General features: G+C 29.9%; 22 protein-coding genes. 3 read left to right on the plus strand and 19 right to left on the minus strand.

The window, feature by feature from the left end; translation table 11 throughout:
* Positions 1–602 precede the first annotated feature (602 nt).
* The 13 genes from ACJDU8_RS08245 to ACJDU8_RS08305 all read right to left on the minus strand — a co-directional run bounded on the left by ACJDU8_RS08245 (position 603) and on the right by ACJDU8_RS08305 (position 12,178).
* Positions 603–1,778 carry an acetyl-CoA C-acetyltransferase gene (locus ACJDU8_RS08245; RefSeq protein ID WP_406791674.1) on the minus strand — a complete coding sequence of 392 codons (1,176 nt, stop codon included), beginning with the start codon at positions 1,776–1,778 and terminating at the stop codon, positions 603–605.
* A gap of 217 nt (positions 1,779–1,995) precedes the next feature.
* The gene (gene wecB / locus ACJDU8_RS08250; RefSeq protein ID WP_406791675.1) at positions 1,996–3,144 is read right to left on the minus strand and encodes a non-hydrolyzing UDP-N-acetylglucosamine 2-epimerase; all 1,149 of its coding nucleotides are present in this window, start codon (positions 3,142–3,144) and stop codon (positions 1,996–1,998) included.
* A 52-nt stretch (positions 3,145–3,196) separates the two neighbouring features.
* Positions 3,197–4,225: an MraY family glycosyltransferase gene (locus ACJDU8_RS08255; RefSeq protein ID WP_406791676.1), complete on the minus strand. Its 1,029-nt coding sequence runs from the start codon at positions 4,223–4,225 to the stop codon at positions 3,197–3,199.
* A 46-nt stretch (positions 4,226–4,271) separates the two neighbouring features.
* Positions 4,272–4,688, minus strand: coding sequence for a deoxycytidylate deaminase (locus tag ACJDU8_RS08260; RefSeq protein ID WP_406791677.1), 417 nt, complete (start codon positions 4,686–4,688; stop codon positions 4,272–4,274).
* A gap of 200 nt (positions 4,689–4,888) precedes the next feature.
* Positions 4,889–5,518 carry a uracil phosphoribosyltransferase gene (gene upp, locus ACJDU8_RS08265; protein ID WP_406791678.1) on the minus strand — a complete coding sequence of 210 codons (630 nt, stop codon included), beginning with the start codon at positions 5,516–5,518 and terminating at the stop codon, positions 4,889–4,891.
* Positions 5,519–5,587: 69 nt separating this feature from the next.
* Entirely contained in the window at positions 5,588–6,037 is a 450-nt protein-coding gene (rpiB, locus tag ACJDU8_RS08270; protein ID WP_406791679.1) for a ribose 5-phosphate isomerase B, read from the minus strand.
* A gap of 97 nt (positions 6,038–6,134) precedes the next feature.
* On the minus strand, positions 6,135–6,593 hold the full coding sequence (locus ACJDU8_RS08275) for a low molecular weight protein arginine phosphatase (protein ID WP_406791680.1): 459 nt from the start codon (positions 6,591–6,593) through the stop codon (positions 6,135–6,137).
* Between the two features lie 25 nt (positions 6,594–6,618).
* Positions 6,619–7,671, minus strand: a complete 1,053-nt coding sequence (locus ACJDU8_RS08280; protein WP_406791681.1) for an L-threonylcarbamoyladenylate synthase — start codon at positions 7,669–7,671, stop codon at positions 6,619–6,621.
* A gap of 59 nt (positions 7,672–7,730) precedes the next feature.
* Entirely contained in the window at positions 7,731–8,393 is a 663-nt protein-coding gene (locus ACJDU8_RS08285; RefSeq protein WP_406791759.1) for a ZIP family metal transporter, read from the minus strand.
* A 133-nt stretch (positions 8,394–8,526) separates the two neighbouring features.
* On the minus strand, positions 8,527–9,162 hold the full coding sequence (locus ACJDU8_RS08290; protein ID WP_406791682.1) for a hypothetical protein: 636 nt from the start codon (positions 9,160–9,162) through the stop codon (positions 8,527–8,529).
* Positions 9,163–9,228: 66 nt separating this feature from the next.
* Positions 9,229–10,302 carry a peptide chain release factor 1 gene (prfA, locus tag ACJDU8_RS08295; protein ID WP_406791683.1) on the minus strand — a complete coding sequence of 358 codons (1,074 nt, stop codon included), beginning with the start codon at positions 10,300–10,302 and terminating at the stop codon, positions 9,229–9,231.
* A gap of 128 nt (positions 10,303–10,430) precedes the next feature.
* On the minus strand, positions 10,431–11,297 hold the full coding sequence (gene prmC, locus ACJDU8_RS08300; protein ID WP_406791684.1) for a peptide chain release factor N(5)-glutamine methyltransferase: 867 nt from the start codon (positions 11,295–11,297) through the stop codon (positions 10,431–10,433).
* Entirely contained in the window at positions 11,294–12,178 is an 885-nt protein-coding gene (locus ACJDU8_RS08305; protein ID WP_406791760.1) for a DUF1385 domain-containing protein, read from the minus strand. The genes prmC and ACJDU8_RS08305 overlap by 4 nt, the downstream gene beginning before the upstream one ends.
* Positions 12,179–12,550: 372 nt before the next feature.
* Here ACJDU8_RS08305 and ACJDU8_RS08310 point away from each other — a divergent pair, with 372 nt between their 5' ends.
* A complete protein-coding gene (locus ACJDU8_RS08310; RefSeq protein ID WP_406791685.1) occupies positions 12,551–14,551 on the plus strand; it encodes a methyl-accepting chemotaxis protein in 2,001 nt (666 codons plus the stop codon).
* A gap of 128 nt (positions 14,552–14,679) precedes the next feature.
* Positions 14,680–14,892 carry a 50S ribosomal protein L31 gene (gene rpmE, locus ACJDU8_RS08315; protein ID WP_406791686.1) on the plus strand — a complete coding sequence of 71 codons (213 nt, stop codon included), beginning with the start codon at positions 14,680–14,682 and terminating at the stop codon, positions 14,890–14,892.
* 55 nt (positions 14,893–14,947) lie between these two features.
* On the opposite strand, the gene rho is transcribed toward rpmE, so the two are convergent.
* The 6 genes from rho to ypeB form a co-directional block, all read right to left on the minus strand.
* Positions 14,948–16,378, minus strand: coding sequence for a transcription termination factor Rho (gene rho, locus ACJDU8_RS08320; protein WP_406791761.1), 1,431 nt, complete (start codon positions 16,376–16,378; stop codon positions 14,948–14,950).
* A 227-nt stretch (positions 16,379–16,605) separates the two neighbouring features.
* Entirely contained in the window at positions 16,606–16,950 is a 345-nt protein-coding gene (locus tag ACJDU8_RS08325) for a hypothetical protein (RefSeq protein ID WP_406791687.1), read from the minus strand.
* Between the two features lie 414 nt (positions 16,951–17,364).
* Positions 17,365–18,963, minus strand: coding sequence for a CTP synthase (locus ACJDU8_RS08330; protein ID WP_406791688.1), 1,599 nt, complete (start codon positions 18,961–18,963; stop codon positions 17,365–17,367).
* Between the two features lie 253 nt (positions 18,964–19,216).
* Entirely contained in the window at positions 19,217–19,525 is a 309-nt protein-coding gene (locus ACJDU8_RS08335; protein WP_406791689.1) for a ribose-5-phosphate isomerase, read from the minus strand.
* 274 nt (positions 19,526–19,799) lie between these two features.
* Positions 19,800–20,213, minus strand: a complete 414-nt coding sequence (locus ACJDU8_RS08340; RefSeq protein ID WP_406791690.1) for a YwiB family protein — start codon at positions 20,211–20,213, stop codon at positions 19,800–19,802.
* Positions 20,214–20,572: 359 nt separating this feature from the next.
* On the minus strand, positions 20,573–21,946 hold the full coding sequence (ypeB, locus tag ACJDU8_RS08345) for a germination protein YpeB (RefSeq protein ID WP_406791691.1): 1,374 nt from the start codon (positions 21,944–21,946) through the stop codon (positions 20,573–20,575).
* Positions 21,947–22,251: 305 nt separating this feature from the next.
* On the opposite strand from ypeB, the gene ACJDU8_RS08350 reads away from it, so the two are divergent.
* Positions 22,252–23,460: an MGDG synthase family glycosyltransferase gene (locus ACJDU8_RS08350; RefSeq protein WP_406791692.1), complete on the plus strand. Its 1,209-nt coding sequence runs from the start codon at positions 22,252–22,254 to the stop codon at positions 23,458–23,460.
* The last annotated feature ends 173 nt before the right edge of the window (positions 23,461–23,633 follow it).

The following is a 23,633-nucleotide window of genomic DNA, read 5'->3' on the forward strand; positions in this document are numbered from 1 at the left end:
CTCCTAAAATAAATTTATTTAAATTAGAGTCTTGTGAAATTTTAGGTCATTAAACTTCAAGGACTTTAAATCTTAGTACCTACATTTTTATATATAAAACATTGTTATTTTATTAAGAAAATTTCTATAAATCTTGAAATTGCATGACGTTAATTCGCAATCATCTAAATTTATCTTTTAAATGGCATTCTTTTAAATAATTAACTCAATTCATACAATTCTATTATATGTTAATTATACTAATTAATTAATATTTTATCAATATTTTTTGTTAAAAAAAACACAAAGTTTCATAAATAGACTGTATGTAAAGTCTCTCATATGTTCTTTGAGTTATTTAATCATATTTGTATATATTAGCCGAAAATTCCTAAATACAGCTTATTTTGAAATATATTAAGAACGTCGAATTACTTATATTGGCTTTTTTTAATAATAAATCCACAAGTTCTACCTAATTAGTCTTATTTTTTATAAAAGCAGAAAACGTTTTATATTTAAAAATGTTAGCGTGGAAAATATAAAATTAAGTAATAAAAAAACAAAGTAAGTATAACTTACTTTGTTTTTTTATTTAAACAAAATTAATATATCATTTATTATTATCTTTCAACTATTAAAGCAGTTCCCATTCCGCCGCCTATACATAATGTTGCAAGACCTCTCTTAGCATCTCTTCTTTGCATTTCATGAAGTAATGTAACAAGTATTCTTGCACCTGATGAACCAATTGGATGTCCTAAAGCTATTGCTCCACCATTTACATTTACTTTGCTCATATCAAATTCTAAATCTTTTGCTACAGCTAAACTCTGGGAAGCAAATGCTTCGTTTGCTTCTATTAAGTCTAAATCTGCTACTGATATGTTAGCTTTTTCAAGCGCTAATTTTGTTGCATAGAATGGTCCATATCCCATTATTGTTGGATCTAATCCTTTACTTCCATAAGAAAGTATTTTTGCAAGTGGTTTAATTCCAAGTTCTTTTGCTTTATCTGCACTCATAACAACTAATGCTGCTGCTGCATCATTTATTCCTGAAGCGTTACCTGCTGTAACTGTTCCATCTTTCTTGAATGCTGGTTTTAATTTTGCTAATGACTCAACAGTTGTTCCTGGTTTAATGTATTCATCAGTATCAACAACTTTTTCTCCTTTTTTAGTCTTAATAACTACTGGTACTATTTCATCTTTGAATTTTCCTGCTTTTTGAGCTGCATCTGCCTTTTGTTGGGATGCTGCTGAAAATTCATCCTGCATTTCTCTTGTTAAATTCCATTTTTCTGCTACATTTTCAGCTGTAATTCCCATGTGGTATTTATTGAATGCTTCCCATAATCCGTCATTTATCATAGCATCCACTAATTTTCCGTCTCCCATTCTCTGTCCCCATCTAGCCTTTTGAAGTACATATGGAGCAGCAGACATGTTTTCCATTCCACCAGCTATAACAACATCAGCATCTCCAGCTTTTATAATCTGAGCTGCTAAAGCTACTGTTCTAAGTCCTGATCCGCACACCTTGTTTATTGTAAAAGCTGGTACTTCTACAGGAATTCCTCCCTTTACAGCTGCTTGTCTTGCTGGACTTTGTCCAAGACCTGCTTGTAATACGTTTCCAAATATAACTTCATCTACTTGTTCTGGTTTAATATTTGCTCTTTTTACTGCTTCTTTTATAACTGTAGCTCCTAATTCTACTGCAGGAACATCTTTAAAAGCTCCTCCAAAACTTCCTATAGCTGTTCTTACAGCACTTACAATAACTACTTCTCTCATAGTAAATCCTCCTAAAAAGTTTATTTAAAATAAATAACTAACTTTAATTTACAAAGTTTTCTGTCTATAGATTAATTATACTAAGTAATTATAACGTTGTCAACGTTTTTGTTAAAAAAAACACAAAGTTTTTCTAAGGGCTAAAACACATATTTTCAGCCTTATTTTTCACTGATCAATTATATATTTTAAATTTATTAATCTAAAAGTAGTATGCTCAAATAAATTCCTCATATTCTCCTTTTTCTATATTAAAATACTGTAAAATAGCTGATGCTATTCTTCCCGATGCTTTTCCATCTCCATAAGGATTTATGGCTTTACTCATAACATCATATTTACTAGAATCTAATATGAGTTCTCTAGCAAACTTCACTATATTATCTTTATCAGTCCCAACTAATTTTACTGTACCTGCTTTTACAGCTTCAGGTCTTTCAGTTACGCTTCTAAGTACCAATACAGGTTTCCCAAGATGAGGAGCCTCTTCTTGAAGTCCTCCTGAATCAGTCATAACCATATAACATCTATCCATTAAATTGTGAGCCTCTTTAGTATCCAAAGGGTCCAATAAGTGAACTCTAGGAACACATCCCAGTATTTTATATGCCATATCTTTTACTATGGGATTTAAATGTACAAGATAAATTACTTCCACTTCCTTATTTTCTTCAACTATTTTCTTAAGTGCATTACAGATATTTTCGATTCCTTTTCCCCAATTTTCTCTTCTATGGGCAGTCACCATTATTACTTTCTTTTTATTGTAATCTATGCTATTTAATTCATTATTATTAAATACATAGTCTTTTTGTACTGTGAATTTCATTGCATCTATTACAGTATTGCCAGTAACAAATATTTTATTTACAGGTACTCCTTCTTTAAGTAGGTTATCTCTGGAACCAGATGTTGGCGCAAAGTGCAAATCAGCTATAGCACCTGTAAGTTTTCTATTCATTTCTTCTGGAAAAGGAAAATATTTGTCGTAAGTTCTAAGTCCTGCCTCAACATGGCCTACTCTTATCTTTCTATAAAAAGCTGCTAACGCTCCTGCAAATGTAGTAGTGGTATCTCCGTGAACAAGTACTAAATCAGGATTTTCCTTCTCGAATATTTCTTCAAGACCTTGAAGTACTCTATTTGTTATACCTGTCAACGTTTGATTACTCTTCATTATATTTAAATCAAAATCAGGAACAATATTAAAAAGCTCTAAAACTTGATCCAGCATCTGTCTGTGCTGAGCTGTAACACAGATCTTATTTTCTATGCTCTGCCTTCCTTTAAGCTCTCTAACTAGAGGAGCCATTTTTATTGCCTCAGGCCTTGTTCCAAATATCGTAATAACTTTAAGTTTACCCATAATTAAAACCTCCATTTTTAGCTATCTGAAAATGAATCACAAGCGTTCTACCTTACTCTCTATGTTTAAAAAATCCAACTCTCCAAGCTATAAGAACTAAAATAACCATAACTATTGCCAAAAGAAAATAAGAACTCTGTACATTTATTTCCATGGCTATTATAGAAAAACTGCCAAGTACCGCACTTATAATATACATTGTTACAACGGCTTGTTTCTGACTGAATCCCATATCAAGAAGCCTGTGGTGAAGATGTCCTCTATCTGCCTGCATAATAGGTTTACCATTGATTTTTCTTCTTATCATGGCAAAAAGAGTATCATATATTGGTATTCCTAGTGCAAGAATAGGAACCGCTATGGAAAATGCTGCTGCAGATTTTAAAGCGCCTTCAATGGATATAGCTGCAAGCAGAAAACCCAATAATTGTGCCCCTGTATCTCCCATAAATATAGAAGCAGGATTAAAATTGTAAGGTAAAAATCCAAGTAGGGCACCGCATAATATAACAGCAAGTATGGCAGCTTCATATCTCTTGTTTAACAATGCTATAATTAAAATAGTTAAAGCAGATATTAAGCCAATACCCGCAGCTAAGCCATCCAGCCCATCTATTAAGTTTAATGCATTAGTAATTCCCACCACCCAAATTATAGTTAATGGAATAAACATTATCCCTACATCAACAAATTCATATAAACTACTGAAAGGATTGGTAACTACTGATATCCTTACACCATAAATCATTAAAATTAAAGTAGCTGCAAGCTGAAATACTAATTTATATCTAGGCTTTATATCAAATTTATCATCTAAAAGGCCTCCTATTACTATTACTGTAGCACCCAATATAAGCCCCATCTCATCCCCAGTAAGGCTACCTTGCTTTAACAATAAGGTGATTACAAAAGAAAAATATATGGACAACCCGCCTAAGAGTGGTATGGGTTTGTTATGTATTCTTCTATTCCCTTCTGGTATATCTATAATTTTTAACTGCACAGCAATTTTTTTAACAAATGGTGTAAGTGCAAGCGAAAATACTATTGATACTATTGCAAATAGATATAAACTATTCATATTAACCTTCCTTAATTATATCTTATGTATTTATTTAGATATTATATTATTTTGCTCTTTTTATACATATCAATTCAATTTTAGGTGCTTTTTTAAACCAATTAATTTCAGGTATATAGTCTTCACAATATACAACTCTTTTAATTCCACAAGTAATTATTAATTTTTGACATTCTGGACAAGGCATATGTGTTACATATAATGTAGAGTTTTCCCTATCATCTGGCGATACCTCAAGTAAACAATTTACTTCTGCATGAATGGTCCTTACACAATGGTTGTCTTTCATATAACATCCTACATCATCACAATGTTCTAATCCCCTAGGACTTCCATTGTAGCCAGTACCTTTTATTCTCCTGTTTTTTACAAGGACTGCCCCCACATGCAATCTAGAGCATGTACTTCTTTCCGCCACTTTAAATGCAATATCTATAAAATAATTATCCCAATCTTTTCTCATAGCTAACAATTATCTCCTCAATTTATAAGAATACATTATATATTATAAACTATTAGATAATATTTTAAAACAATTCCTTTCATACCATAGATTTATACACCCAAACTTAAACCTCTGCAAAACTGAACTATTATTTTTTAAGTAAGAAAAGCCCATCTTAATATAAATTGGGCTTCCTTACTTAAAAATATAAACAATTTTTACTTTGTTCCATATAACCTATCTCCAGCATCTCCAAGACCTGGAACTATGTATCCATTTTTATTTAATTCTTTATCTACAGCTGCCGTATAGATATCAACATCCGGATGTGCTGCCATAACTGCCTTTATGCCATCTTCGGCAGCTATTAAACACATAAGTCTTATGTTCTTAGCACCTTTCTGTTTTAACATAGTTATAGCATCTATAGCAGACCCTCCCGTGGCAAGCATTGGATCTGTAACAATTACCTCTCTTTCTCCTATATCTTGAGGAAGCTTGCAAAAGTACTCTACTGGTTTTAGTGTAGTTTCATCTCTATAAAGACCTATATGTCCTACTTTTGCTGCAGGTATGAGTTTTAACATTCCACCCACCATTCCAAGACCTGCTCTCAGTATAGGCACTATAGCTACTTTTTTTCCTGAAAGCATCTTACAGGTTGTTCTACATATAGGAGTCTCTATCTCTACCTCCTCTGTCTGGAGATTTCTAGTTACCTCATAAGCCATAAGCATAGCTACTTCTTCTACAAGTTCTCTAAAATCTTTAGAACCTGTATATTTATCTCTTATTAAAGACAATTTATGTAATATAAGCGGATGGGTTATTTGTGTTATCTTACTCATTCATATATCCTCCAATCTATTTAGTTACTACTTAATAATTTCCGGTAGGTAATTATTAATCATCAGCTACTATTTACTGTATTTTTTTTCTATCTGCCTTATTTTATCTATCCTTTTCTCATGTCTATCTCCTTCAAACCTAGCAGACAAAAAAGTATCCACTATGTCAAGGGCAAGTCCAACACCTGTTACCCGCTGCCCTATGGCAAGTATATTTGCATCATTATGCTGCCTGGATGCATGGGCACTAAAGGTATCTCCGCAAAGCGCTGCCCTAATTCCAGGAATTTTATTTGCAGCTATACTTATTCCTATACCAGTTCCACATACCAATATTCCAAGATCATAATTCTTATTTGCAACCTGTTCTCCAACTTTTAATGCATAATCAGGATAATCGCAGGACACTTCCGAAAGGGTTCCGAAATCTTCAAGCTCTATGCCTCTACCTTTCAGGTGCTCTATTATTTCTCTTTTTAAAGGAAATCCTGCATGGTCACTACCTAAAGCAATTTTCATAAAAAATACCTCCAAAAATATATAATACATTATTTTAAATTATACTGCCAGTAATTTGATAAAAGCCCAAACTCGTAAAAAAAGAAGATAATAACATTTAGTTAATGCCCATATCTTCCTTCAACTTGTTTATTAACAGCAAAATGCTATTTTCCAGTTGAATATAAACACTCCTATATTCAGCTGCATCCTGTCCAAAAGGATCTTTTATATCTCCTTTTAAAGAAACAAATTCATTTAAAGTATATATTTTATTTTTAAAATTTTTAAAATTTTGTCTCAATATATCTCTCATGTAAGCAGTCATAGTTAAAATGAATTTTGAATTTTTTATCATATTATCATCTAGTTGGACAGCTTTTCTTTTGTGTATGTCTATATCAATATTTTGTTTTAAAATCGCCGCTGAATTTTTAGAGGTTACACTATTTTCTATTACTGACAATCCTGCTGAAATAGCCTTAATATTATTTATGTCAGATTTAAAATTAAATATGGATTCTGCCATACAACTTCTACATGTATTACCAGTACAAACAAATAATATTTCTTCCATGAACTAACCTCCCTCAAAGCAAAAATTATACCTTTATAATATCAAAACCGGCAGACTTATTCAATCTGTTCATTATTGCCAATCCAATGCCTTTTTCTTCGAAAGCTTCAGATATTATAATATCTACCTTCTTATCATCAAAATTTCTAAGCGTTTCAAATAAATTTTTAGACACACTTGATATATTATGTCTACTACCCACTGATATAACTACTGCATTCTTATAAAACTTTTTTGTCTCATCCGTAGCAATTACTCCTATAAGTTTATTTTCACCTATATAATTCTCCACCATTTCATTAATTTTTGCAATAGTTTTATCTAAATCTCCTTTAACTATTTTTACAGGTGCATTGGGAGCATAGTGTCTATACTTCATTCCTGGTGCTTTAGGTACCATGTTTACATCTGTCTTGTTCATTACAGCTGGATCAACATAGACTTCTTTTTCTATGTCCCTTAACATCTCAAGAGTTATACCTCCTGGTCTTAATACACAGCTGGGCCTTACAGTGCAATCTATAACAGTAGATTCTACTCCCACTTCACATATATCTCCGCCTAATATAAAATCTATTTTCCCATCTAAATCTTCTATACATCTTTCTACATCTGTAGGACTTGGCCTTCCTGATATATTGGCAGAAGGCGCTGCAATAGGAACTTTTGCCGCTTTTATAAGTTCTCTAGCTATTATATTGGAGGGCATCCTAATTCCTATATTCTTAAGTGATGCACTGGTAATATCCGGGACAATTGATGATTTAGGAAGAATTATAGTCATAGGTCCCGGCCAAAATTTTTTTATAAACTTCCAGGCCACATCAGGTATGTGAAGAACTAGTGATTTTATATCTTCCATATCAGCTATATGTACAATTAAAGGATTATCTTGGGGCCTACCTTTAGCTTGAAATATCTTTTTTACCGCTTCAGGATCAAGAGCATTTGCTCCAAGCCCATATACAGTTTCCGTTGGAAAAGCTACAAGACCCCCATCTCTTATTATTTTTCCTGCTTCTTCAATAACTTCCACATCTAAATCCTTCTCATTTAAGATTTTTACCTTTGTATTCATAAAACAATACCACCTTTTATAATAAAGCAAACTTTTATAATATGTTATATTTTTAAAATTTATAGTATCTGTACTATTATAAGTCCTATAATAATGCCGCTTAAGGTTCCCAATGTACTTGTTATACCTTCCCAAAGCTTTGAAGATTCTGGTATCATTTCGCCGCATATTACATATAGCATTATTCCAGATGCCATAGAAAGACATATACCCAATATGTTTGGAGAAATATTGGCTATATAAGCACCTGTAAAAGTTCCTATGGCAGTTGGAAAAGCTGTAATAAAAGCATAAAAAAGTATCTTGGAAATTTTTACGTTAGATGCTACAAGCGGTGCTGCTACGGCAATACCTTCTGGTATATCATGAATTGTAATTATAATACTCATCTTTATACCAAGTGTACTGCCTGCTGCAAAGCCACACCCTACTATTATTCCTTCCGGAAAATTATGAAGCATAAGTGCTAGTGAAGCCATAAATGCTGCTTTAATATGTCTGTTGGAACTATTTATGTTTATTTTATCATCAACTGCAGCAATGATTATAGCTCCTAAAATTGCAAATATTATAGTGGAAGAAAAACTCCATTTGCTAATAGCTTCAGGAATTAAATCAAATACCACTACAGACAACATAACTCCTCCTGCAAAACCTATTATAAATCCCAAGAATCTATTAGAAGGCTTTTTCACAACTACTCCTAGTGAAGCCCCTATCATAGTTCCTAAAAGAGACACTATGCTGCCTACCACCACTATATAAAATATATTTGTACCCAAAATAAAACTCACCTTTGTCTATTATTTATATTTCATATTTATTGCAGCACTTCATAATATATGAATTATATTTTCAATTAGTTATATTTTTCCTATACAAATCATATTTTTCGGAATTTTCCCTATAATATTTTATTTTTTCTATGGACTCCTCAGTAAAATAAGCATAAACACAGCTTTTATAGATAGTATCCAAAAAAAGATATTTATTTAATCCTCCACTTTTTATTATAGTATAATAGAAATTCACATGAGGATGTAAAATTTTCAGCTTATTATATTGGCGAGCTACATAAGAATATTTCTTTAAGAATTCTTTGTTTACAGGTATCATTCTATTATTTCTAAATTTAGCTGTAGAAAGAAAAATAATTCTAAAATCCACTCGTTTACTATTCTTTACTATATAATTTTCCACATGTACTAATATAATTCTATCACATATTATATTTAATTTAATATTTCTTACTCCCATGTTTACTTTTACTCTATAGCCATCATATTGAAATTTTAAAAATTCATTATTGAATATTATAACAATTGCTAGAAAAATAAGTATTTCTAACACTACAAGATAAATTATATAAAATATATTGAACTTTCGATTTAATATAAAAACCGTGGGCAGCAGAAAAAAAATAAAGCTCATAGATAGCATAAATATCTTATAAGATTTTTTTTGCTTTCTAATAGCCTTATCTATATTCATACTTTCCCGTTAGACACAGTTAACGGTTTTCCATCTCCTTTCTAGGTTCGGATTGTAATTTATATATTATCTGCTTCCTATAGCTTTCATCTTTTGAGCTTGATCTTCTGTTATCAACGCATCGATTATCTCATCTATATCCCCTCCTAAAAATGAATCCAGCTTATATAAAGTAATTCCTATTCTATGGTCTGTAACTCTTCCCTGAGGATAGTTATAAGTTCTTATTCGTTCACTTCTATCTCCCGTTCCTACTTGATTTTTTCTATCTTCTGCTATACTTGCATTTCTTTCTTCTTCAGCCTTCTCATAAAGCCTTGATTTAAGGACCTTCATAGCTTTTTCTTTATTTTTAAGCTGTGATTTTTCATCCTGGCAGGATACTACAAGCCCCGTGGGTAAGTGGGTAATTCTTACTGCGGAATCAGTAGTGTTAACACACTGTCCTCCATGACCTGATGCCCTAAATACATCTATTCTTATATCATTAGGGTTAACTACTATATCCACATCATCAACTTCCGGCAACACAGCTACAGTAGCCGTTGAAGTGTGGATTCTTCCACTTGATTCTGTATCTGGAACCCTCTGTACCCTGTGAGTACCGCTTTCATATTTCAATCTACTGTATGCACCTCTGCCCTTTATCATAAATACTATTTCTTTAAATCCGCCTATGTCAGTAGCATTTAAACTTATAGTTTCTATTTTCCAGCCTTTAACTTCTGCATATCTTGTATACATTCTTGTAAGATTTGCCGCAAACAAAGCTGCCTCTTCTCCTCCTGCCCCTCCCCTGATTTCTACAAATACATTTTTATCATCATTTGGATCTTTGGGCAGAAGAAGTATTTTAAGTTCCTCTTCCCTCTTTTCTATAATCTCTGTAAGCCTTTTTATTTCTTCCTGTTCCATATCCCTCATTTCTTTATCAGTTTCTTCTTTTAGCATTTCCTTATTATCGTCCAAATCCTGTAAAGATTTTTTATATTCTCTGTATTTCATAACTATCTCTTCTAATTCTGAATGCTCTTTACATAACTTCTGCCATTTTTTTTGATCTGCTATAACTGTGGGATCACTTATTTTAATAGATAGTTCTTCATATTTATTTTCTATGAAATTAAGCCTCTCTAACATAATCTTATCACTCCGTATAAATATTTTCACAATTCATTATTATATCATATCATTTTTATTCATCACAATAAATGTATACCTGTAAAAATAATTAAATATCTGTATAAATTATTATATTATTTTAAATGTTATTGAAGCATTGCTTTAATAACTCTGTTTTTTCCTGTCAAATCTTTTATACAAACTATATCTTTAAATCCATGCTGTAGCAGTATATTAGTTACCTCTTCTTTCTGGTCATACCCTATTTCCAGCATTATCATTCCATTTTTGGCCAAAACCTTCAAACTCTCTTCAGCTATTTTTCTATAAAATTCCAAACCATCTTTTCCACCAGAGAGTGCTTCACGAGGTTCATAATTCTTTACATCTTCCATCAGTGTATCTATAACATCCTCTTTTATATAAGGAGGATTAGATATAATCATATGAAATTTTATTTTATTTGAAATAAAATACTCCATTAAATTACTTTTCACTATATGAACTCTTTCATCTAAGCAGTGACTTTTTATATTCTGCATTGTAACTTCACAGGCTATATCTGATATATCACAACACTCTACATTTATATAAGCTATAAATTGGGCTAAAGATATTCCAATAGCTCCTGTACCACAACATAAATCACATATGTTACAAAATTTGTTGTTTTTTATTTCCTTCAGAGCCTGTTCTACCAAAATTTCGGTATCCGGCCGTGGTATTAATACTCCAGGCTTCACAATAAAATCCAGCCCCATAAATTCACACTGTCCCAATATATATTTTACGGGCATTTTTTTTTCTCTTAATTCTAAATAATAATAGTATTTTTCGGTTTCTTCCTCAGTAACTTTATGATCTCCATTTATAAATATAAATAACCTGTCTTTATTTATAGCCTTTCCTAATAAAAGTTGTGTATCCAAGACATAACTATCTATTTTTTTACTCTTTAAAATCTCATACCCATATTTTAAAAGTGTATTAATATTACCAGATTCACACATCATAATAATTCTCTACTTTCTCCATCTTCTTCTATTCCCTGTGCACTCTTTAATGCCATAATTGCCACCTCCAATTGCTCATAATCCGGTTCTTTTGTAGTAATCTTCTGCAGCATAAGTCCCGGATAAGATATAATTCTAGATAAAAAATTATTGTTTTTTCCCAGCCATTTTATAAGTTCATAAGTAACTCCAGAAACTATAGGCAATAATAATATTCTAGATAAAATTCTCTCCCAAATACTGCCCCAACCCGTTAGTGAAAAAAGTACTATACTTATTATCATAACCAAAAACAGAAAATTAGTACCACATCTTGGATGAAGCCTGCCAAATTTTTGTGCATTTTGTGGTGTAAGTTCTTTTGAACTTTCATAACAAAAAATAGTTTTGTGTTCCGCACCGTGATACTGAAATACTCTTTTTATATCATTCATATTACCTATTAGAAACAAGTATAATAAGAAAACAAAAACCCTGATTATTCCCTCAATCATATTAAGAGATATACTTCCATGTATTCCAAGTTTCTTAAATATATTTGCTATAAAAGTAGGAAATATAAAAAATAACAAGATAGTAATAACTAAAGATATAGCTAAAGTTATTGCCATAATGGCACTTTCAGTTTTCTCCTTAAATATATTTTCAAACCACTTATCAAATTTAGATTGCTCTCCATCTTCTTCAAAAAAGGAAGCAGAATAATTCAATGCACGTATACCTATAACTAAAGATTCTATTAAAGATACGAATCCTCTTATAATAGGTAATCCAAAAAAGACATTCTTCTTACTATAAGGTATGCTTTCTTCTCTATTAACAATAATTTCACCATCTGATTTTCTTACAGCTGTGGCTACGCCACACTTACCTCTCATCATAACGCCCTCTATTATCGCTTGTCCTCCAACAGATATATTTTTTGACACTAATATCCCTCCTTCTAAAACTTTTTTAAATTGATAAATCTATTTTAACAAACACTTACCATATATAAAAGTACATATTTATGTATAATAACTAAAATATTAAAGTAATTGTATATATCTACATGTGGATTTTCCTAAAGATTATAAATATAGTACTAATCACAGGATGCCTACACAGTTCAAAAGCACGCCTTAGATTTGATGAAGAATTTGATAAATAATCTATGCGAAATATATTAAATTATCAAAAATATTGTCGATATATAAATAAAGTTATTTTTATAAAAACACTTTATTTTTATTAGAGCAAGAGGAGGCGTCATCATGAAAAGCATTAAAAGCAAAATCACTTTTTTAACTTTATCATTAACTATAATATTATTGTTGTTTTCATCTATTGGAAGTTATTTTGTATCACGAAATATCATCATAAATCAATACAGTGACAAAATGGCTGAATCATCACAGAACTATTCAAACATAGTCAATAGCTGGTTAGATAAAGAAACCGCTTTATTTAACCAAATCGTACAAAATATGTACGATGATAATATTATAGGAGATAATGATAAGTCACTTGCCTATTTTAAAGAAAAGCTTAAATCGAATTCTAACATATCCGATTTATATATGGGACTTCCTAGTAAAGGCATTTTAGATGGAGCAGGTTGGGTACCTCCGGATGGGTATGATTGTACCAAAAGATCCTGGTATAAAAATACAATAGAAAAAAACACTACATCATATATTCCATACTTTGATATGTACACTAAAAAGATAGTTGTATCCATAACAACACCTGTAGTAAAAGACGGACAAGTTGTAGGGGTGGTAGCAGAAGATTTAAAAATGGATGTTATTACAGATTTAATAGGAAAGGCAACGCCTGTTGAAAACAGTTATGGTTATTTACTGAATGAAGAAAATAATGTACTGGTTCATCCATACAAGCAATTAAAACCATCTGGAGATACCCTTAAAAATTTAAATACTTTTATGAATGGAAAGTATAAGCAATTTGGAAATGGAAATAATAAATTGTTGTCCATAAAAGATTATGACGGAGTAGATAAATATTTCTTATCCTCTAAAATTAAAATATCAAACTGGACTGTGGGGTTTGTAGTACCTAAAAGTGAATTTACAAAAAAATTAAGTTTGCTTGTAATTCTAAACTCAATTATTTTTATTATTTGTATAATTGCTGCTATTGTAATTTCTAAATACATTTCGAATATGATATCTAAACCTATAAATAATATAAGATATGTTATATCTGAAATAGAAAAATTAAATTTCAAATATGATAAAAATAAATTAAACAGCATAATTAAGAACAAAGATGAATTAGGTACAATAGCATCAGATATAGAATCACTTTCCAGTACTTTAACTGCTATAATTCAGGATATAAAAAATAGTTCTAATGACATATTCATATATTCATCTGGCATATCCACTGCATTAGATGAGTCCTCAAAGTCAATAGATGAAGTTTCTAGAACTACAGAAGAAATGGCAAAGGGTTCAATCATTCAGGCAAATGATATTAATGAAGGTGTAGAGAAATTAAATAATCTATCATATGAAATTAACGATGCATCAAATAAAGCCAACCAGGTTAAAAAATATTTTTATACTACAAAAGATACTAGTGCTCAGGGAATTGAAACAATAAAGCTCTTAGACTTAAGATTAAAAGACAATAATAAAGCATCTGAACAAGTATCAAAAAGTATGGATAGTTTAACAGAAAAATCTAAATCCATAGGCGAAATAGTAGATGCCATAAAATCTATATCAGAGCAAACTAATTTACTAGCATTAAATGCTGCTATCGAAGCTGCCAGAGCAGGAGAATCCGGAAGAGGATTTTCTGTAGTAGCAGATCAAGTAAGGTCACTCTCAGCCCAGACAAAGCAAGCTATAAGTAAAATTTCAAAAGTAATAAAAGAAATACAAAGCGAGATAGAAATTGCACGGACAAGTGTCTGCAATTCCGTTAAAACTAACATGGAAGCTAATGAAAGCATGGAGCAGTCCAGTAAATCATTCTCCATAATTGAAAGTTCTATGAATAACATGCTGCCAAATATAGATATGCTGGCACAAAAAGTTAAACAAGTAGACTTAAATAAAAATTATGTTATAGAATCTATAAAAAATGTATCTGCTGTTTCACAAGAATCTTCTGCAAAAAATCAGCAGCTAGCTGCTTCAGTTGAAGAACAGAATAACTCAATAGAAAATATAAATGAAAACATGAAAGAACTTAAGGCTATATATATTAAGTTAAGTGAAATAGTAAATAAATTTAATGTATAATTATATATATTGATTTTTCTAACATCATATCGGTATGAAAATATAAATTGACTTAAATTTATAGCTATGTTATAATACAGAAGTTAAAATTAAAGTTTTACTCTTTAAACTTGAAAGAGGTGAATAACATGAGAAAAGGCATACATCCAGAATACTATCATGATGCGGTAGTTAAGTGTGCATGTGGAAACACTTTTGCAACTGGTTCAACACAAAAAGAATTAAAAGTGGAAATATGCTCTAAGTGCCATCCTTTCTTTACTGGTAAACAAAAACTAGTGGATGTCGGTGGAAGAGTTGATAGATTCTTAAAGAAATTCAATTTAAAAAATGAAGAATAAAATTTCCATTATTTACAAACCTGTCTTTTAACATAAAGACAGGTTTTTATCTTAATTATTTATCTGATGATTTTCCCATATCTATTTTATTGGCAATATTGATAAGCTGTAAATTATTTTTAGTCTTTGACATTAAACTTATCAATTGTTCCAAAATATTTTGATTGTTATTTTCATCGTATAATACTTTTCTTATGTTAAAAGCAGTTTCTTTTTCTGCACGGTTTTCAAAAAGTAAATCATCTCTTCTAGTACCAGACTTATACACATTGATAGCAGGAAATATTCTTCTCTCCTGAAGCTTTCTATCTAAATGAACTTCCATATTACCAGTTCCTTTAAATTCTTCAAATATCATATCATCCATTCTGCTGCCGGTTTCAATGAGAGCAGTAGCCAATATAGTAAGACTTCCCCCTTCTTCTATATTTCTGGCTGCACCAAAAAACTTTTTAGGCATTATAAGTGCTCCAGGATCTAACCCTCCTGAAAGAGTTCTTCCCGTTGGGGTTATAGTTAAATTATAAGCCCTTGAAAGTCTTGTAATACTATCTAAAAGTATTACTACATCCTGTCCTTGTTCTACCATTCTTTTTGTTCTTTCAAGTACCATATAAGCAACTTTAGTATGATGTTCTGGTTCTTCATCAAAAGTCGAATAAATAACTTCTCCATTTATAGATCTTTGCATATCTGTAACTTCTTCTGGTCTTTCATCTATAAGTACAACTATAAGTTTTATTCCTGGATGATTTTTTGAAATACTTTGGGCTATCTTTTTTAGAAGAGTAGTTTTACCTGCTTTAGGAGGGGCAACTATAATTCCTCTTTGACCTTTTCCTATAGGTGAGATTATATCCATAAGCCTAGTAGATAAATCCGAACTATTAGTTTCTAGTCTTAATCTTTGATTTGGATATATGGGAGTAAGTGTTTCAAAAGGTTTTCTTCCAACTGCTCTTTCCGGATTTTCTCCATTTACTCTTTCAACATATAGTAATGCCTTGAATTTTTCTCCTTCTTTTGGAGTTCTAACCTTTCCACAGACCTCATCACCAGTTTTCAAATTAAACCTTCGTATTTGAGAGGGAGATACATATATATCATCAGGACCTGTTAAATAATTCTTTCCTCTTAAAAATCCATAATTATTATTTTCAATTATCTCAAGTACTCCCCTTGCACTGTCCGATTCATTTATCATTTCTTTAAGTTTTTCCTTTTTTTCATCACAATTTATTTTTGGTTCTTCTACTTTGGGTTCCTGTAATTTCATCTCATCTAATTTCACAGTATGCTCCATCTCTTTATGTCTACTTATTCCTTCGTTCTTAGGACTTATTTTTTCTCTAAGTATAACACCATCTTTTTTTATGTGTGCAGGAGAAACTTTTTTAATTTCTTCAATCAATTCAACTTTTTTATATTTAGATATATTTTTTACTTGTAAAGTTTTTGCAACTTCCCTTAGCTCTGTAACCGTCATGTCATTTATATCTTTATCCTTCAAAAGGTAACACCTCACAATTATCTAATTTGAAATTATAATACAACTTAATTCAGGGAATACTAAAAATAAATATTGAAAATACATATGAATACATTTTTTATAAACAATTAAAGAGATTTTATATGGAAAGGATATACTTTTAACATATATTATACCCTTTTTTCATAATTTAATCCATATTTTTTACGTAAATAATAAAAAAATTATATCATTGCATATATTTGAGTGTTAACTTTACTGTATTTTAAAATTTCATCTTCCAATATTTTATAATTGCCTATATATAACATGGGAAATCCCAACATTTCACATCCTCCAATTGTAATGTCTTTTCTAATAAGTTCACCTACGCTATACCTATAATGATGTATATTTTCACAGAATGCACATTTTACTTTTAAAGACAATATTTTATTATTTATAAAGTTTACCTTTAAGGAAGTAGAATTTTCATTAATTTTATTTAGATTAAACACAGAAAGATTTTTAATTATATAGTTTCTTTCTATAGTTTTTATAGCAATACTCATATTTGTTTCAAATATCATAAAACTCACCTCCTAAATTATTTTCAGACTTTTAAGTTACATCATTTATGGTTTATGTTTCCAGGCATGGCGTAAAATAGATTGTTGTAATAAATGATTATTTCTTCAAGAGTATTTTGAACCTATATTTAATCAAATAAATTACTTATATATGTTAATTTCTATAAATATCATCAAAATCCTTCATAAAATTCTTAATATCACCTATAGTATACTATTTTTTTGACAAAAAACTTAATATAGATATTTCAAAATAAATAACTAGCTCAAAATACTAAGTATATTTTACATAAAATAACGAATAAGTTTCCATGATAGCTTATCTATGATGGATCATGTGAAATATATCAGTATACTGGCTAGTCATTCTTTTAAAGATACCTTAATGAAAATTCAAGAATAAATTATTTATTCTTATTTTGCTAAAGAAGCTTTTATAAACTCCCTAAATAAAGGATGTGGTCTATTAGGTCTCGATTTAAGTTCTGGGTGAAATTGTACGCCTATGAACCATGGGTGATTCTTTATTTCTATAATTTCTACTAACTTTGAATCAGGGCTTGTTCCTGAAAGCATTAAACCCTTTTCTGATAATTCATTTCTATAAAAATTATTGACCTCATATCTATGCCTATGCCTTTCATATATAACTTCTTTTCCATAAGCTTTAAAAGACGTACTATCATTCAAAAGTTTGCAGGGATATTTCCCCAATCTCATAGTGCCTCCCTTTTTATCTATATCTTTTTGATCAGGCATTAAATCTATAACCGGATACTTAGTCCCTGGATCTATCTCTGAGCTATGAGCCTCCTTATATTGAAGTACATTTCTAGCGAATTCTATTAGAGCACATTGCATCCCAAGACATATACCGAAAAAAGGTATTTTGTTTTCTCTAGCCCATCCTGCTGCTAATATTTTACCTTCTATTCCTCTATCACCAAAACCTCCTGGAATCAATATACCATTTACATCTTTCAAATGCTCTCCCACATTTTTACTTGTAATATCTTCGGAATTTAACCACTTTATGTTTACATTTGCATTATTGGCATATCCTCCATGACTTAAAGCCTCTACTACAGATATATATGCATCATGAAGTTCTACATATTTTCCGACTAAAGCTATAGTAACATTTTTAGATAAATTTTTTATTCTATCTACCATACTAATCCACTCAGTATTATCTATTTCATTACATTTAAGTTTTAATTTTTTACATACCAAATTATCCAGTCCTTCTTGATGAAGCATTAATGGAACTTCGTATAAATTTTCTGCATCTAAATTTTGAATAACTGAATGTCTTTCTACATTACAAAATAGCCCTATCTTCTCTTTTAAATCATCAGAAATTAATTTTTCCGAACGACACACTATTATATCTGGCTGTATGCCTATGCTTCTTAATTCTTTAACAGAATGCTGAGTAGGTTTAGTTTTTAATTCTCCTGATTTTTTTAAATAAGGAACTAAAGTAACATGTATGAAACATACATTTTCAACACCAACATCATATTTTATCTGCCTTATAGCTTCCAAAAACGGCAAGGACTCTATATCTCCTACGGTTCCTCCAATTTCAGTTATAACTACATCTATATCTTTTTCTTCTGCAACCTTATATACTCTTGATTTTATTTCATTTGTTATATGTGGAATTACCTGAACTGTACTTCCTAGATAATCTCCTTTTCTTTCCTTTGATATTACTGACCAGTATATTTTCCCCGTGGTAATATTATTATTTCTACCTAAACTCTCATCTATAAATCTTTCATAATGACCCAAATCTAAATCTGTTTCTGCTCCATCATCTGTAACAAAAACTTCTCCATGCTGATATGGGCTCATAGTTCCTGGATCTATATTTATATATGGATCAAATTTCTGAATTGAAACTTTAAGTCCTCTATTCTTCAAGAGTCTTCCTAACGAAGCAGCTGTTATTCCTTTTCCCAGTGAAGATACCACTCCTCCAGTTACAAATATATATTTTGTATTCATAAAATTTCTGCTTTTAAAAGCAGCGTCACCCCCTGTTTTTTATCCTAATAAAATTTAGATTATATAACTTTTAATTATATTACTTAATAAAAATCCAAAAAATATATTGACAAAATATTTAATTAGTTTTATAATTAAAAGTACCCTTATAATATAAAATGGTATGTTTGTTGTCAAAAACATACTTAATATAATATCACATTTTTCATTTATATACTAGTTTTTTTAATACCGGATTAAAAAAATATTTATTTTATTTTGCCTTATCTATTATTTCTTCTGCCTCAAAATACATTTCTCTTATGTGCTTGTTTAATAACAATTTTTCCTCTGCCTTTTTTACGTTGTTCTTTATTTTGTTTTCATTTAATAGAGGAAAGTCTTTCTGTACTAATTCTAAATCACAACATTTATATTTTTTTATAAGTAAAAAATATAAATATCTACAGGACTTATCTTTTAATATGTCAATTAACTCCTGCTTACTTAACCCTTTATATTCACACAACATATTAATTATTTTGGAATATACTTCTTCCTTATCTCTAAAATACTTATTCATATATTCTTCCCCTTTTAATTTTATCCGAACGCTACCATTGCTAACACCCCTACCTTTTTCAAAGTGGGGGATAAGCACTGCTACGCACCTGGATAAGTTCTTCTCCTAAAGGATAACGTATTCTAAGTGCTAAAGGCACTAAGAATACTGTTAATAAGTTTCAGATGGAGAAAAGTATTTCTCATAAGCAAACTCCACCTGAACCTAAGAATCACTTCATATTTAATTAATTGCCATATATGAATAATTTTAATCATATAAAAACGCAAGAAATTTATTCCTGCGTTTTTATATTTATTCTTAATTGTGTATTTTGCGGAGCTTGTCCTGCAGCACTCATACTATAATTGACAAACACATCTCCCCCTGCTTCATTTATATTTATATTTAATCTACTAGTTTGTATTTTCAATTCTATAGTTCCATAAGGTGTCTTATAAATCGATACACTTTTCTTGTTCTTGTTAAAATCCATTTTAGTACTGGTGCTGCCCATTCTTATAAGAGAAAATTTATCATCTTTTATCTTTAATGTAGTGGTAGTTCCTTCCATACCAGATAACTCTGTTTCCTCATAGACAGCATAATAAGAATCATTTTTCATATAAAAATTTCCTGGAGTAACAACTTCTATAACCTCATTGTCAACTTGTTTACTAGATACAGATATGATTGCCTTCTTTTTCATAATACAAGCTTATACTCTACTAAAATACGAAATGTCCTGCTATATATTTAAAAATCAGCTATACAATTTTATAAAAAGTTATCTTTTTACTTCATAAATATAATTTTAACATTAATTTTAGTAAAGCTATAAGATCTTTCACCTTCCTTTCTTAATAATTTTTCTGTAATATTGTCCGTTATTTCAACTTTATTCCTAACATTCATAATTAAGATAATATTTATCTATTAATATAATATTTAAATTATATTATATTATACCAAAGTAACTTTAATATTTAAATGTATTATAAAAGTATAATACATTTAAGTATACCTTAAAAAACCACACTCAAAAGAGCGTGATTTTATATTCATACACTATATAGTAAGTTGACCGTTTGGAGTATTAATTATTTGGATTATCCTTTCTTCATAACCAGTTTGTGCATTTATATAAACTTTAAAATTGTCATTATTATAATTTCCAGAGAATTCATAGCATAATACTTCTTTATTAGTATCTGTAGGAATTACAACAAGTCTTTTATTTACTATATTTAGCTTACCACCAACTTTTCCCTTAGCTTTCTCATAACTTATTTTAGGAGTAGAGATTTTTCTATTCTCTTCATGAGATATTAGATATTTCTCTGCTTCTACACCTATAATTTCTCCATTATCTAAAGCTATTTTCAATTTTATTTGATCCGGATACATAATAATACCATCTTGACTATATACATAATTTACAACTGCTACATTTCCATATTTTAAAGAATATGTAGAAACCATGTTATTGTATCCCAAACTATTTAAATATTTTAGCCCAGTATTTACTGCTTTTGCTACATCCATGGAACTATTATTTATACTTCTGTCATTTATCAGGTAAAATATTTCCCCTCCCCTTTTACTTATTTCACATACCACTCTATTATTTTTATTCGTTCTACCCTTAAGCGCTGCTGTAAATCTATAAGTTTGTATATTGGCTTTTCCTTTGAACTCTAATACATCTAGACTTTCTATTTTATCTTTCCCTATAATTTGCCTGGCCATTTTATCTGCTTCACTTTTTGATATTTCTTTCTGAGAATTAACTTTAGGAGTTATTTCAAGTACATTATCTGAAAATGGTCCATCATAAATTAATGCAGGGTATTGAACTATTTGCTTTTGCATTCCCTGAAACTGCTGGGATATAGATGCGTCATTGTTGTTTTTCGCAAGAACTCCTGTAACTTTCTCCCTTATTTCTCCCCATCGCACTCTTCCCTGATTTATGCTGTCAGCTACAGATTTCAATTGATTCTCTAAAGCAGTGGATTGCTTTTTCAATCTCTCTATACTCCTATAATCTTCATCAGTTAGCTGATTTCCCTCTGTAGACGATTTAGCCAAGCTATAGCAAAAGTCTCCAGTTTGAGTTAAAAATTTGCTAGTATCTGATATTGTAGGCTGGGACACTGGTAACGAATGTAATTTATCACTTGCTACAGCAGAATGTCTGAATATTTCCTCAAAGACCACTATTTTTTGCTCTCTTGAATTAACTATGGCTGCCTTAGTTAAATTTGTTCTTATATTTTCAACCGCATCTATTAATTCATACATACTTTTACCATATTCACCTTGCAAATAATTTCTGTAATCATTTCTCTCAAGAGTCATTAAGACTGCAAAAGTACTTGAAAACACTACAATAAGCGTTACTAAGGCAGTATATATTATTCTCTTTTTAGTCATCCTCATAAAGTTACACCTCTTTCTTACAACTATTTTTGTATAAATTACAATAAATTCTAGTATAAATAATTTCAAATATAACAAAACATATAAAAATGCTCTTAATATTTTTACATTAAGTTTATATATTATATTATCTACATTTATCTAATTGTTATGTATTGTTTTGTTTAATATGTAACATAAACGCTAATACTATCAATGTATCTAAACTTTATTATTAATTTTTTCTTAAATGTTTGTTAAATCAGTTTATTATTTTTACTACATTTTATATAATAAAATTACATATTCAATCAGAAGGTGATTAAATGAAGGTTTTAATTCTTTCAATTTCTGCTGGTGGCGGTCATGGTAATGCTGCAGAAGCCTTAAAAGATTACATAATTTTAAGAGCACCAAAATCAGAAATAAAAATTATTGATACTCTTAAATATATAAATCCCATAATAGATAAGGTAGTAGTAGGAGGTTATTTAAAATCTTTAAAATTATCTCCCTCTTTGTATGGAAAATTATATACATATTCGGAATATGATTACAAAATTACAAACGTTATAAGTTCAAGACTTATTGAGGCTATGACTTATAAGCTACTTCCGCTTATTAATGATTTCAATCCGGACATATTAATATCTACTCATTCATTCTCTGCTGAGATGTTATCAGTGCTAAAATCAAAATATAATATGGCTATACCATGTATGTGTATAATTACTGACTACTATCCTCATAATTCATGGCTTCATCCTTACTTGGATGCTTACATAGTTTCTAATAAAGACATGACTAATAAAATGATATCTAAGGGTATACCTGAAAATACTATTTACAATTTAGGCATACCTGTTAAACCTGAATTCAATATAAAATATAATAGAGAAGATACTTTAGAAAGTTTAAAATTATCTCATTCTAAATTTACCATATTAATTATGGGCGGAAGCCTAGGTATGGGTAAAATAATAGACATATATAAACAACTAAATAAAGTTAATGCGGATATTCAAATAATAATTATAACAGGTAAAAATAAAAAGCTTTATTCAGAGCTCCTGAAAATGAAAGAAAATTCTTCAAAGAAAACAATAATTATAGGTTTTACTTATCAGGTGAACAAATATATGCAAGCCAGTGATCTTCTTTTAACTAAGCCTGGAGGACTTACCATTACCGAAGCTTTAATATGTCAGATACCGCTTGGATTGCTTTCTCCAATACCTGGCCAGGAGGAAAAAAATGCAGAATTTTTACTGAAACACAATCTAGCTGTGAATTTGGCGGACATAGAAAAACTGAAACAAAATATAGAAGATCTTCTAGATTCTCAAGATAAGTTAAAAGCTATAGTTAAAAATTGCGACAAATTTTCTAAACCCCATGCTAGTAATAATATATTTAATTTAATTAATCTGCTTGTACAAAAAAAGTTAATTGAAACTTCGTTAATAAAGCCAAAAAAATCTATGCTGAAGGTAACTCTAAAACATTTTTTAAATATCCAGAAGAATCTTTTTTAAGAATAATTTTAAAACTATTCCATAGTACCTAAAAACATGTTTAAGTTTAGAATTAAGAGTAAAAAGCCAAAGTATAATAAAAAATTATCTATAACTCTTAATTCTCAATTCCCAACTTAATTTTATCAATTTATTAGCAAAAATACACTTGTCCATATTTTTCATATAATAAT

This window comes from Candidatus Clostridium eludens, assembly GCF_045310515.1.
GTDB lineage: Bacteria > Bacillota > Clostridia > Clostridiales > Clostridiaceae > Clostridium_B > Clostridium_B eludens.

Excerpts from the sequence above, each read along its gene's own strand:
- ACJDU8_RS08285 (WP_406791759.1), bottom strand. The coding sequence starts at position 8,393 with ATGATAGGGGCTTCACTAGGAGTAGTTGTGAAAAAGCCTTCTAATAGA.
- ACJDU8_RS08325 (WP_406791687.1), bottom strand. The coding sequence starts at position 16,950 with ATGATATTTGAAACAAATATGAGTATTGCTATAAAAACTATAGAAAGA.
- wecB (WP_406791675.1), bottom strand. The coding sequence starts at position 3,144 with ATGGGTAAACTTAAAGTTATTACGATATTTGGAACAAGGCCTGAGGCA.
- ypeB (WP_406791691.1), bottom strand. The coding sequence starts at position 21,946 with ATGAGGATGACTAAAAAGAGAATAATATATACTGCCTTAGTAACGCTT.
- ACJDU8_RS08290 (WP_406791682.1), bottom strand. The coding sequence starts at position 9,162 with ATGAATATAGATAAGGCTATTAGAAAGCAAAAAAAATCTTATAAGATA.
- rpiB (WP_406791679.1), bottom strand. The coding sequence starts at position 6,037 with ATGAAAATTGCTTTAGGTAGTGACCATGCAGGATTTCCTTTAAAAAGA.
- ACJDU8_RS08255 (WP_406791676.1), bottom strand. The coding sequence starts at position 4,225 with ATGAATAGTTTATATCTATTTGCAATAGTATCAATAGTATTTTCGCTT.
- ACJDU8_RS08335 (WP_406791689.1), bottom strand. The coding sequence starts at position 19,525 with ATGAATAAGTATTTTAGAGATAAGGAAGAAGTATATTCCAAAATAATT.
- rpmE (WP_406791686.1), top strand. The coding sequence starts at position 14,680 with ATGAGAAAAGGCATACATCCAGAATACTATCATGATGCGGTAGTTAAG.
- ACJDU8_RS08350 (WP_406791692.1), top strand. The coding sequence starts at position 22,252 with ATGAAGGTTTTAATTCTTTCAATTTCTGCTGGTGGCGGTCATGGTAAT.
- ACJDU8_RS08310 (WP_406791685.1), top strand. The coding sequence starts at position 12,551 with ATGAAAAGCATTAAAAGCAAAATCACTTTTTTAACTTTATCATTAACT.
- ACJDU8_RS08275 (WP_406791680.1), bottom strand. The coding sequence starts at position 6,593 with ATGGAAGAAATATTATTTGTTTGTACTGGTAATACATGTAGAAGTTGT.
- ACJDU8_RS08330 (WP_406791688.1), bottom strand. The coding sequence starts at position 18,963 with ATGAATACAAAATATATATTTGTAACTGGAGGAGTGGTATCTTCACTG.
- ACJDU8_RS08280 (WP_406791681.1), bottom strand. The coding sequence starts at position 7,671 with ATGAATACAAAGGTAAAAATCTTAAATGAGAAGGATTTAGATGTGGAA.
- prfA (WP_406791683.1), bottom strand. The coding sequence starts at position 10,302 with ATGTTAGAGAGGCTTAATTTCATAGAAAATAAATATGAAGAACTATCT.
- upp (WP_406791678.1), bottom strand. The coding sequence starts at position 5,518 with ATGAGTAAGATAACACAAATAACCCATCCGCTTATATTACATAAATTG.
- ACJDU8_RS08340 (WP_406791690.1), bottom strand. The coding sequence starts at position 20,213 with ATGAAAAAGAAGGCAATCATATCTGTATCTAGTAAACAAGTTGACAAT.
- ACJDU8_RS08245 (WP_406791674.1), bottom strand. The coding sequence starts at position 1,778 with ATGAGAGAAGTAGTTATTGTAAGTGCTGTAAGAACAGCTATAGGAAGT.
- ACJDU8_RS08305 (WP_406791760.1), bottom strand. The coding sequence starts at position 12,178 with ATGATGAGAGGTAAGTGTGGCGTAGCCACAGCTGTAAGAAAATCAGAT.
- prmC (WP_406791684.1), bottom strand. The coding sequence starts at position 11,297 with ATGATGTGTGAATCTGGTAATATTAATACACTTTTAAAATATGGGTAT.
- ACJDU8_RS08260 (WP_406791677.1), bottom strand. The coding sequence starts at position 4,688 with ATGAGAAAAGATTGGGATAATTATTTTATAGATATTGCATTTAAAGTG.
- rho (WP_406791761.1), bottom strand. The coding sequence starts at position 16,378 with ATGACGGTTACAGAGCTAAGGGAAGTTGCAAAAACTTTACAAGTAAAA.